This window comes from Deinococcus alpinitundrae, from assembly GCF_009982895.1.
GTDB lineage: Bacteria > Deinococcota > Deinococci > Deinococcales > Deinococcaceae > Deinococcus > Deinococcus alpinitundrae.
In genome coordinates this window covers 133,171-143,381 of the sequence record NZ_WXZL01000011.1, presented here as the reverse complement: position 1 = coordinate 143,381, position 10,211 = coordinate 133,171, and the positions used below count along the sequence as shown (strand labels likewise).

The 10,211-nt window shown below is 67.9% G+C and carries 10 protein-coding genes; 8 read left to right on the top strand and 2 right to left on the bottom strand.

The window, feature by feature from the left end; genetic code table 11:
- Positions 1–31: 31 nt before the first annotated feature.
- Positions 32–1,396, top strand: a complete 1,365-nt coding sequence (locus GUI70_RS12255; protein WP_161882606.1) for an IS66 family transposase — start codon at positions 32–34, stop codon at positions 1,394–1,396.
- A 72-nt stretch (positions 1,397–1,468) separates the two neighbouring features.
- On the opposite strand, the gene GUI70_RS24010 is transcribed toward GUI70_RS12255, so the two are convergent.
- Positions 1,469–1,690 (bottom strand): hypothetical protein, encoded by a 222-nt coding sequence (locus tag GUI70_RS24010; protein ID WP_202630468.1) that lies wholly within the window; start codon positions 1,688–1,690, stop codon positions 1,469–1,471.
- A 70-nt stretch (positions 1,691–1,760) separates the two neighbouring features.
- A complete protein-coding gene (locus GUI70_RS12250; RefSeq protein WP_161882590.1) occupies positions 1,761–2,927 on the bottom strand; it encodes a pyridoxal phosphate-dependent aminotransferase in 1,167 nt (388 codons plus the stop codon).
- An 80-nt stretch (positions 2,928–3,007) separates the two neighbouring features.
- Here GUI70_RS12250 and GUI70_RS12245 point away from each other — a divergent pair, with 80 nt between their 5' ends.
- The 7 genes from GUI70_RS12245 to purD all read left to right on the top strand — a co-directional run bounded on the left by GUI70_RS12245 (position 3,008) and on the right by purD (position 10,159).
- Positions 3,008–4,273, top strand: a complete 1,266-nt coding sequence (locus GUI70_RS12245) for a tetratricopeptide repeat protein (RefSeq protein WP_161882589.1) — start codon at positions 3,008–3,010, stop codon at positions 4,271–4,273.
- 84 nt (positions 4,274–4,357) lie between these two features.
- A complete protein-coding gene (priA, locus tag GUI70_RS12240; protein ID WP_161882588.1) occupies positions 4,358–6,847 on the top strand; it encodes a replication restart helicase PriA in 2,490 nt (829 codons plus the stop codon).
- Between the two features lie 96 nt (positions 6,848–6,943).
- A complete protein-coding gene (locus tag GUI70_RS24340; RefSeq protein ID WP_237724872.1) occupies positions 6,944–7,396 on the top strand; it encodes a hypothetical protein in 453 nt (150 codons plus the stop codon).
- Positions 7,393–7,740, top strand: coding sequence for an RNHCP domain-containing protein (locus tag GUI70_RS24335; protein WP_237724871.1), 348 nt, complete (start codon positions 7,393–7,395; stop codon positions 7,738–7,740). The genes GUI70_RS24340 and GUI70_RS24335 overlap by 4 nt, the downstream gene beginning before the upstream one ends.
- Positions 7,741–7,795: 55 nt before the next feature.
- Positions 7,796–7,969 (top strand): hypothetical protein, encoded by a 174-nt coding sequence (locus GUI70_RS12230; RefSeq protein WP_161882586.1) that lies wholly within the window; start codon positions 7,796–7,798, stop codon positions 7,967–7,969.
- A 46-nt stretch (positions 7,970–8,015) separates the two neighbouring features.
- Complete coding sequence (locus GUI70_RS12225; RefSeq protein ID WP_161882605.1) at positions 8,016–8,894, top strand: MBL fold metallo-hydrolase; 879 nt, start codon at positions 8,016–8,018, stop codon at positions 8,892–8,894.
- Positions 8,891–10,159, top strand: coding sequence for a phosphoribosylamine--glycine ligase (purD, locus tag GUI70_RS12220; RefSeq protein ID WP_161882585.1), 1,269 nt, complete (start codon positions 8,891–8,893; stop codon positions 10,157–10,159). The genes GUI70_RS12225 and purD overlap by 4 nt, the downstream gene beginning before the upstream one ends.
- Positions 10,160–10,211 lie beyond the last annotated feature (52 nt).

The window sequence follows — 10,211 nt, the reverse complement described above, 5'->3', positions numbered from 1 at the left end:
GGCGACGTTCTTCGAGTTGAGCTCGGGTGAGGTGCGATGGGAGCCAACGGTCAGTCATCCAATCATTCTACCGTCGTTCACTTCAGCCGAGATCAATAACCAGTTGATCGTACAGAATAAAGCGCTCCAGGCTGAAAATGCCCGGCTCAAGAAGCGCATTGAAGAGCTGGAACGACGTGCCCGCAAGTACGCTGCTCCCTTCAGCCGGGAGACACACACCGCTGATCCCAAACCACCAGGACGGCGGCCTGGTGAGGGCCTGTTCGCACACAAGGCCCCACCCAGGCCGCAACAGGTCACTGCAACCGTGCAGGTCGACATGCCGAACACTTGTCCCCGTTGTGGGTTCACGGGACCGTTGATCTTCACCCGTCACGACAAGGCCTGGGTCACGGAACTCACTCCCCAGAATGCTGTGCCGGTCACTGAATACCACGTGCCCGTCCTGAAAGCCGATCAGGTCGGGAGGGCGGCCCATCGCCTCGGGCCGGTCTTACATGCGACCCTTCAGACCCTACATCAAGAGGTGGGCCTGCCTGTCCGCCGGATTGGTCGGGTCATGAACCTCCTGGGCGGCATCCAGGTCACGCAAAGTGCGATCACGCAAGCCGCACAGCGACTTGCTGCCGACGGCGGCCTCCTGGGCGCTCACGTCGGTACGCTGCAGGTTCAGGTGCAACAGGCTCCGTTCGTGCATCACGACGACACCGGCTGGCGGATTGGCACCCAGAACGCCTGGGTGAGCACGTTCCGCAGCGTAGACACCGTGGTGTTCCGCGCGAACCTGCGGCACACGAACGTGGAACTCCGGGAAGGTCTGGGACAGAACTTTATGGGTGTGCTGATCTGTGACCGCTTCTCGTCATACGACAGCCACTTCCTGGATGGGGTCAAGCAGCAGAAGTGTCTGGCGCACCTGATTCGCAATGCGGATGAAGTCGCCGCTGGGGAGCAGGGTCGCCTAGGGCGCGGTGAATTGTACGGACAGCGGGTGGCACAGATCTTCCGGGATGGCATCCGACTGCACCGAAACGTGACCATGGGCGTGTGTACCCGGGAGGAGTACGTGCAGCAGGGTGAGTCCCTCACCCTGCGCCTGGACGCCCTGCTCAACCGTGCACCGCTGAAGTCGAAAGCGAACGAGCGACTCCGGCTGGGCATCTTGAAGCAGGACGTGCTGGAGCGGTTGTGGCGATTCCTCAAGGACCCGGACATTCCCCCGACGAACAACGCGGCGGAACGGAGCCTGCGGACGGTGGTGATGGTGAGGAAGGTCTCGCAATGCAGCAAGAACGCGGTTGGAGCGCAGACGTACATGCGCATTAAGTCCACAGTGGAGACTGCACGGTTGCGCGGTCAGGACCCTGTCGTAGCTCTGACCAGTCTCAACCGTTAATCACAGACAATCAAACTTCCACCTGCGTTACGTAAAAGTGGAAGCCGGTTTTTGCGTGAAGAAAGCGACGGCTCAGGCCGCCTGAACCCGTGCCAGCACTGCGCCCTCGGCACTCTGCACCACGAACTGGCCCTGCGCCCTCGCCTCAGCCCATTTCAGCAGCTCCAGCAGATCGTCGGACTCGCGCAGCACGTCATTCTGGCCGCTGCCGTCCCACAGCAGACGGTACGCTCTGGCCTCGGCGGGCGCTTCCCAGCGCACTCCACCGTCTTCTTTGGTAAAGGCTCTCGACATGTTGTCAGTATAGTGCTGACAAGTTGACCTCAGGGTAAGAAAGCAGTGTCCAGGACTTCATGAAGGCGGTTCAGCGGCTGTCCAGCAGCATCTTGAGGCGCTCCAGCACTTCCTCGATCTTCTCCAGGCTGGTGGCGTAACTCAGCCGCACCCGGCCCGGTGCGGCGAAGTCGGTGCCCGGTACGACGGCCACCCGCGCCTCATCCAGAATCAGCCGGGCGGCTTCCAGCTCATCGGCACGAATCGGCGTGCTGTCGGTCAGCACATAAAACGCCCCCTGCGGGGTGGGCGTTTCCAGACCCAACCCGTTGAGGCCCGCCACGATGCGGTCACGGCGCTGCCGGAAGGCGGCCCGGCTGCGCTCAATAAAGGCGGAACTGTCGGTGATGGCGGCCACCGCCGCCCACTGGGCGATGCTGTTGGCGTTGCTGGTGCTCTGGCCCTGAATGGCGTTCATGGCCTTGATCAGCGGCAGTGGCCCCGCCGCGTAGCCGATGCGCCAGCCGGTCATGGCATAGGCCTTGCTGGCTCCGTTGACGGTCAGGGTGCGCTCCGGGGCGAAGCGGGCGATGCTGGTCTGCTCGGCGTCATAGACGATGTGTTCGTACATCTCGTCGGTGATGATCAGCAGGTCTTTTTCCTGGGCGAGAGCGGCCACGGCGCGCAGGGTACTTTCCGGAAACACCGCTCCGGTCGGGTTGCCGGGGCTGTTGAGCATGATGATCTTGGTGCGCGGGGTGATGGCCGCCCGCAACACGTCCACGTCGAGCTGGTAACCACTTTCCGGCGTGGTCGACACGGCCACCGGCACGCCGCCCGCGAAAGACACCATCTCGGGATAGCTGACCCAGTAGGGCGAAGGAATCAGCACCTCGTCGCCGGGGTCGAGCAGGGCGAACAGGGCGTTGAACAGCGCCTGCTTGCCGCCGCTGGTGACGGTCACGGCGTCGGGGGGATACGTCAGAGCGTTCTCGCGCTGCAATTTGGCGGCAATCGCTTCGCGCAACTCGGGAATGCCGTTGACGGCCGTGTAGCGGGTCTTCCCGGCGTCGAGCGCGGCCTTGGCGGCCATGATCACGTGCGGCGGGGTGTCGAAGTCGGGTTCCCCCACCGCCATCGAGATGATGTCCACGCCTGCCCGCTGGAGTTCGAGCGCCCGCGAACTGACCGCCACGGTAGACGAGGGCTTGAGGCTGCGGACCTTCTGGGAGAGTGTCAGGCTCAGCGAGGTGGTCATGCAGGCATCATAAAGCGCCGGGCGCACCGTTCACGCTTTCTTCACGCCCGGTGGGCGAAAACTCCGTATGATGCACAGCGATGCCCAACCGCAACAGCAAGAGGGTCGCCGGGCGGACAGCGCGCTCGGCTGATTTTGAAGTCGCTTCTCACCGGCCAGCCGCTCATCCCCGCACCCGCTCCGGCGCGGCCCTGCTGCTGGCCCTGACCCTGGGCTGGAGCGCAGCCCAGACGGCGGCTCCGGCCCCGCTGCCGGCGACCCCGCCCGCCGCTCCGGTGACGACTCCGGTTGCCCCGGCCAAACCCAGGCCGCCCGCCACCAATTATGTGGCGCTGGGGGTGCTCTACTACGACCAGGGCGACTTCAGCAACGCCTACCTGTCCTTCCGCGCCGCCGCCGAGGCCGACCCGATGAACAGCGAGGCGCTGCTGGGCCTGGGCCGCACTCAGTCACGCCTGCGCCTCTATGTTCCGGCGCTCGACACCCTCAAGAAATTGGTGGCGCAGGACCCGCGCAACGTCAGCGGCTACCTGGCGCTGGCCCAGGCGTATCAGGCGCAGTACGTCGGCACTTCTGACCGCAGCACCATCCCCGGCACCCTTGACGCCGCCCTCAAGGTGCTTGACGCCGCCGAGGTGGCCACGCGCGGCGGCGACAGCGACAAGCTCGACCTCAACCTCTCCAAGATCTACAACGAGCGCGGCTCGCTCTACCGCCTCCAGCAGCAAACCACCAAGGCCATCGACGCCTTCAAGCAGGCCAACACACTCAATCCCGACAATGGGGTCATCCTCTACAACATCGGTGACATGTACTACGCCAGCGGCAACATCCCCGAGGCCCTCAACAATCTGCAACTGGCAGTCGTTGCCGATCCCAGTGATCCGTTCAACCGGGCGTACTACGCCAAGCTGCTGGCCCTCAGCGGCAACTTCAGCGCCGCCAAGTCCGAGGCGGCCCAGGCGGCCCGCTTCGCACCGAAAAATCCCTACGCGGTGGGGCAGTACGGGGTCGTGTCGTACCTCGCCAAGGATGCCAAGACCGCCCGCACACAACTGGTGGCCTCGATTCAGCTCGACCCGCTGCGCTACCCGGAGTTCTACTACTACATGGGCCGCCTGGAACTCGACCAGGGCAACCTCAAGGAAGCGCGCAGCAACCTCACCAAGTCGGTGGCGCTGGCCAGCACCAATCCTGAATACCTGTATTACCTGGGGCTGTCGTACGAGCGCTCCAGCGGCAGCGCCTCGCCGGACCGGCTGCGGGCGCTCGACTCATACACCCGCGCCGCCAAACTCGCCCCCGGCTACCAGCTGGCGCTCGACGGTCTCAAGCGCCTGAAGTAAATTTTCCTGCTGACGCTGTGCTGACGGTGGCCCCGGCCTGCGCCACAGACCCCAGCGGGCAGGGCGGGGCATACTTCGTCTCGCATGTCTGCCGCCGCCTCTGCCTCCTCGCCTGCCGTCTGGTCGGTGGCGTTGCCGCTGCCGCTGCCTGCCTACGACTTCGCTGCGCCGCACGGCTTTGCGGGCGACGCGCTGGGGCGTCGGGTACTCATTCCCTGGCGCGGGGATCTGGCGCTGGGCGTGGTGGTGGGCGCGAGCGCGGGCAGCGGTCACAAGCTGCGCGAGGTGGCGGGAGTACTCGACGACTCGGCCTGGGTGGGGCGCGGCTTTCTGGCGGGGGCCGAGAGCCTCAGCGCCTTATCGCGCGTGCCGCTGGGCCTGCTGCTCTCCGACTTGCTGGGGGTGGGGCTGGGTCCGCGCTACAGCCACCAGGTGCGCGCCGTGCAGGACGCCGACCTGAGCATGTTTGCCCACCACACCCCGACCTCGGCCTGGGCCGACGCCAGCACCTTTTCTCCGGTGCTGCTCGACGCCGTGCGCGAACAGGGTCTGCTCGACGAGGCGTTTGCCCTCACGCCGCGCCTGGCAACCTTGTACCAGGCGCGGCCCTGGGCACAGGTGCCGGAAGACCAGCGCCGCCAGACCGCCTGGCAAGCCGCAGCTTCCGGCGCCGCGGCGCTGACGGCCCGGCAGCACGCCGCCTGGGTGTGGCTGCATGAGCACGGCCCGGTGCTGGGCCTGGGCGACTGGGCGCGGCAAGCTGGGGTGGGCGGCAGCGTGGTCACGGCGGTGGTGCAGCGCGGCTGGGCCGAGGCCGTCCAGATAGACGCCGCGCCGCCGTCCGCCTGGACGGTCCTCAAAGAAGCCGGGCCGTTCGAGACGCAGAGCGCCTGGGCACAGGCCGCCGGGGTTCCGGCCAGCCACGTCGCCACGCTGCTGGCCCGCCGCTGGGCCGACAGCATCGAGGTACTGGCCCCGCCGCCTGCCCTGCCCGCGCCAGCAGCGCCGCCCCGCGCTGTGCCGGATGATCTGCCGGAAGAGCTGATCTGGCGGCTGCACGGCGGCCGGGACCGTGAGCGCTTCGCCAAGCTGGCTGCCCGCCTGCGCCGCCGCCTGGAACTGGGGCGCAGCGTGCTGGTCATTGCCCCCGACGCCGCCACGCTGCGCCGCGCCTGGGAGGCGCTGAGCGGGCTGGCGGCAGACACCGGCACCCAGGCCGCAGCGTTTTCGGGCGCGCTCAGCGAGGTGCAGCGCGAACACGTCTGGCAGCTGATCCAGTCTGGAGAAGCGCGGCTGATCATCGGCTCGGCCCTGGCGCTGACAGCCCCGGTGGATGATCTGGCCCTGATTGTGGTGCTGGAGGAAGCCAGCGACGGCTACAAACTGCTTTCCGGGTCGGGGGTGTTCGTGCCGGATCTGGCCGCCCGGATGGCCCACGCACTCCAGACGCCACTGACCTACGTCGGCGCGGCTCCGGCAGTGGAATCGGTGGCGCATCCCGGCGTGGTACTTAGTGCGCCGCGCAGCCGGGTCCATATCGTGGACTACGCCAACCCGGCGAGTCAGCCCGACCTGGGGCCGCTCAGCAATGTGCAACTGCAACAGTCCGGCGCGGGCTATCCGCTGTCGCACGATCTGGCGAAAGTGCTGCGGCAGGTGGCCGAGCGCGGGCGGCAGGCGGTGCTGCTGGCTCCCCGGCGCGGTTACTCGGCGCTGATCCGCTGTCCCAGCTGCGAGCACACCCCGCAGTGCCGCAACTGCGACATTCCCTTGCGGCTGCACCAGCAGACCCGGCAACTCAGCTGCCACCAGTGCGGCTACCACCAGAGCATTCCCGAGCGCTGCGACGTGTGCGGCGAGGCCATGTGGAGCGCCAGAGGCCCCGGTACCGAGTGGATCGCCGCCGAGGTGAGAACCCTGTTGCCCGGCTGCCCGGTCTACCGCTTCGACAAGGACCAGCAAGACGACCTGACGCCGCTGATGCGGGGCGAGAGCGGGGTGGTGGTCGGCACCCAGGCTTTACTGTCGCAAGACGCGCCGCCCAACCTGGCGCTCATCGGGGTGACGCTGGCTGACACCTGGCTCAACTTATCCGACTTCCGGGCCTCGGAGCGGTACCACCGCCTGCTGCGCCAGCTCGTCACCTGGCATCCCGAGCGTGCTCCGCTGCTGCTGGTGCAGACCTTTCAGGCCGAGCATCCGGCGCTGAGAAGCGTGGCAGATGGCCACGATGCCATCCAGTTTCCCAGCGCCGAGTATGAGCTGCGCCGGGCGCTGGGCTACCCGCCGCACGCCTCGCTGGCCCAGGTGCTCATTACCGCCCGCGAACAGGGCCGCGCCAGCGCCGGGGCCGATGAGGTCGCGCAGTCGCTGTTTGCCGCCGGAGCCACCTCGCAGGAAGTCCTGGGGCCAGCGCCCAGCCCGGTCACGCGGGTCAAAGGACTGTATCCGTACCACCTGATGCTCAGGACGCGCGACGAGGCGCGGCTGGCGGCGCTGCTGGAAGTCCTCAACCGCAGTTGGAAGGTGCGGGTGCGTGTGGACGTGACGCCCCGGGGTGGGCTGGGGGTGTGAGCGGACAGCAAGTCGGGCTGGATAACCGGGCAACGAGACACGGCAACGGGACACTGCGCCGCTGAATTTCGGGAGGCCGTGTGCTTGACTGCTCACATGTCCGGCTCTCCTCCCCCGTGCTCCAGCCGCCAGTCCAGCCGCCCGCCGAACCCGCCGATGGGTGGGCAGACCACCACCCGCGCCGTGCTGCTGATGATTCTGCTCACCGCCGCTGTGCCAGTAGTCGCCAAATGGATTCAGGGCGACTTTCTCCGCTGGTCGACCAACGCCCTGAGCCTGCTGGCCTCGGGCTGGCTGCTGTGGAACGTCGACAGAGGCTCGGTGCTGGCCTGGCGCGTGACCACTTCACTCAGTATCGGCCTGGGCGTGCTGGCGATGCTGGTCGGGCTGGTGGCGGGACAGGGAGCCTGGGGCGGCTGGATCGTGACGCTGGTGGGCCTGCTGTTTGTCGGCTGCGGCCTGCTGCTGGTGGGTGTGCCCGACGTGCGCGCCTACCTCGACAGCCGCTGGGCCACCTGGCGGCGCGGCAAGTCTCGGGGTGGGCCGTGAGCAGCGCCAGCCGCCGCTTCACCGTCTCCGGCACTAACACGGCCTTTCGCTGTGCCCACTGCGGCCTGGACGTGCTGCCGCTGAGCAACGGCTCGGTGCGTAACCACTGCCCGGCCTGCCTGCACAGCCTGCACCTCGACGTGTTTCCTGGTGACCGGGCGTCCGACTGCGGCGGTCTGCTGGAGCCGGTGGAGGTCGAGCAGCACCCCAAAAAAGGCTGGATGATCGTCTACCGCTGCCAGAAATGCGGCCACACCGGGCGCAACAAGGCGGCCCTGGACGATCCCCGGCAACCCGACGACTTCGCGGCGCTGACCGCCCTCTCGGCCCGCCAGCACACTTAGCCCTCGTCAGACAGACCCACGACGCAGTCGCCAGTCGCTTGTTAGACTTCACGGCATGATCTTGTGGGCACTCGTGACTCTCATTTTGTTTTCCGCTCTGCTGCTGGGCCTGGCCGCCTTCGGGCCGCTGCGGGGCACCCCCTCGGCCCGGCCACTCAGCTGGACCGCCAGCCTCCAGGCGGTGCTGGCGCTGGCGCTGGTCGGCGCGCGCCTGACGGGGATGGCTTAAGGTGGCCCCACTGGGCGCGGGCGCGAACCTGATCGACCTCGACTTCATGGGCGTGCCGGGCAGCATCGCCAGCTACGTCTTTGACACCGGCGACGGCCTGGCGCTCGTCGATACCGGCCCCAGCAGCACCCTCCCAGCGCTGGAACGCGGCCTTCAGAAACTGGGCGCAGAGTTGAGCGACGTGCGCCACCTCCTGCTGACCCACATCCATTTTGATCACGCGGGCGCGGCGGGGTCGCTGGCCGCACGCTTGCCGAAAGCCCGCGTCTATGTCCACGAGCGCGGCGCGAAACACCTGAGCCGTCCCGAGCGGCTGATCGCCAGCGCCGCCCAGATCTACGGCGACCAGATGCAGACGCTGTGGGGCGAGATGCAGCCGGTGCCCGCCGATCGCCTGATCGTCTTGCACGGCGGCGAGACGCTGGCCTTCAGCGGCCTGCCGGAAGGTGTGAAGGTGCATTACACGCCGGGGCACGCCGTTCACCACGTGTCGTACCACGCTGGCGACGACCTCTACGTGGGCGACGTGGGCGGGGTGCGCATCGCCCTGCCGCAGAGTCCGCGTCCACCCACCCCACCGCCCGACATCGACTTGAATGCCTGGGCGCAGAGTATCGCCCTGCTGCGCGGCCTCACGGCCCGGCGGCTGCACCTGGCGCATTTCGGCAGCTATGTGCAGAGCGCAGCGCACTGGGACGGCCTGATCGCCAACATCCGGACCGACGCCCAGCGGGTCGGGACCCGGCTGGCGGCGGGCGAGGACCTGGAACACGTCACCCGCACCTTCAGCGCCGAGTTGCGAGCCGACCTCGACGCCGAGGAGTCGGGACTGGCCGACAAGTTCACGCTGGCCTGCCCACCCTGGATGAGCGTGCAGGGCCTGGCGCGGTATTTCCACAAGCAGGGGCAAGGCGGGCAGGCGTGAAGGTACTGGTCGTTGGCGGCGGCGGGCGTGAACACGCCATCGTCGAGGCGCTGGGCCGCGCGCCGAGCGTCACCGAGGTGCTTTGCACGCCCGGCAATCCCGGCATGGCCCGGCAGGCCCGGCTGATACGCGGCGACCAATCGCCTGCCTCGGTGACGGCCCTGGCCCTCGCCGAGCAAGCCGATCTGGTCATTGTCGGCCCCGAAGCGCCGCTGGCCGCCGGAGTCATCGACGCCCTGCAAGGAGCGGGCATTCCCGCCTTCGGCCCCACGCAGGCCGCAGCCCGTATCGAGGGCGACAAGGTCTGGAGCAAGGCGTTCATGCTTCGTCACGGCGTCCCGACAGCTGGCCACCGCAGCTTTGCGGAGCTGGATACGGCGCTGGCGTACGCCGGGAGCCAGCCACTACCGTTGGTCGTCAAGGACGCGGGCCTGCGCGCCGGAAAGGGCGTGACCATCGCCCACACCCACGCCGAGGCGCACGCGGCGCTGCACGCCATCTTCGAGGTGCCGCAGGCCCAGGCCGTCATCGAGGAGTTCATGGTGGGGCAGGAAGTCACGGTGCTGGCCTTCTGTGACGGTGAGCGGGCCGTGATGATGCCGCCCGCCCAGGACCACAAGACCATCTTCGCGGGCGATGTCGGCCCGATGACCGGCGGCATGGGCGTGATCTGCCCTTTTCCTGTCTCGGACGCTGACCTCCGCCGGGTGCAGACCGGGATTCTGGACGTGACCCTGCGCGGGATGCGCCAGGAAGGCTACCCTTATGTCGGCGTGCTGTACGCCGGCCTCATGCTGACCGCCGGGGGGCCAAAGGTGGTGGAATTCAATGCGCGCTTCGGCGATCCCGAGGCCGAGGCGGTGCTGCCGCTGCTGGACAGCGATCTGGCCGAGATTGCCCTGGCCTGCGTACGCAGCGACCTGAGCGCCGACCAGGTCCGTTTTCGCGACGAGGCCAGCGCCGTGATCGTGCTGGCCGCACCCGGCTACCCGGCCCAGCCGCAGACCGGCATCCCGCTGCACCTGCCTACTCCCGGTGCGGGCGAACAAATCTTTCAGGCGGGCACGGCGCTGCACGCCGGGCAGCTGGTGTCCAGCGGGGGCCGGGTGCTGGCGGTGCAGGCCTGTGCACCCACCCTCAACGCCGCGCTGGGCCGGGCTTACCGGCTGGCCGACGCCGCGCTTTTTGCCGGAGCGCAACTTCGGCGCGACATCGGAGCGCGGATCGGGGCCGTGCCGGACCCTGCCCCCGACCCGGTGAGTTGACCTCAGCGTGCGCCGCCTGCTAGCATCACGCTTGCCCTCGCTTCAGTGGCAA

Coding starts and splice junctions, on each gene's coding strand:
- GUI70_RS12245 (WP_161882589.1), top strand. CDS start 3,008: ATGCCCAACCGCAACAGCAAGAGGGTCGCCGGGCGGACAGCGCGCTCG.
- GUI70_RS12225 (WP_161882605.1), top strand. CDS start 8,016: ATGGGCGTGCCGGGCAGCATCGCCAGCTACGTCTTTGACACCGGCGAC.
- GUI70_RS12250 (WP_161882590.1), bottom strand. CDS start 2,927: ATGACCACCTCGCTGAGCCTGACACTCTCCCAGAAGGTCCGCAGCCTC.
- priA (WP_161882588.1), top strand. CDS start 4,358: ATGTCTGCCGCCGCCTCTGCCTCCTCGCCTGCCGTCTGGTCGGTGGCG.
- GUI70_RS24010 (WP_202630468.1), bottom strand. CDS start 1,690: ATGTCGAGAGCCTTTACCAAAGAAGACGGTGGAGTGCGCTGGGAAGCG.
- GUI70_RS12230 (WP_161882586.1), top strand. CDS start 7,796: ATGATCTTGTGGGCACTCGTGACTCTCATTTTGTTTTCCGCTCTGCTG.
- GUI70_RS24340 (WP_237724872.1), top strand. CDS start 6,944: ATGTCCGGCTCTCCTCCCCCGTGCTCCAGCCGCCAGTCCAGCCGCCCG.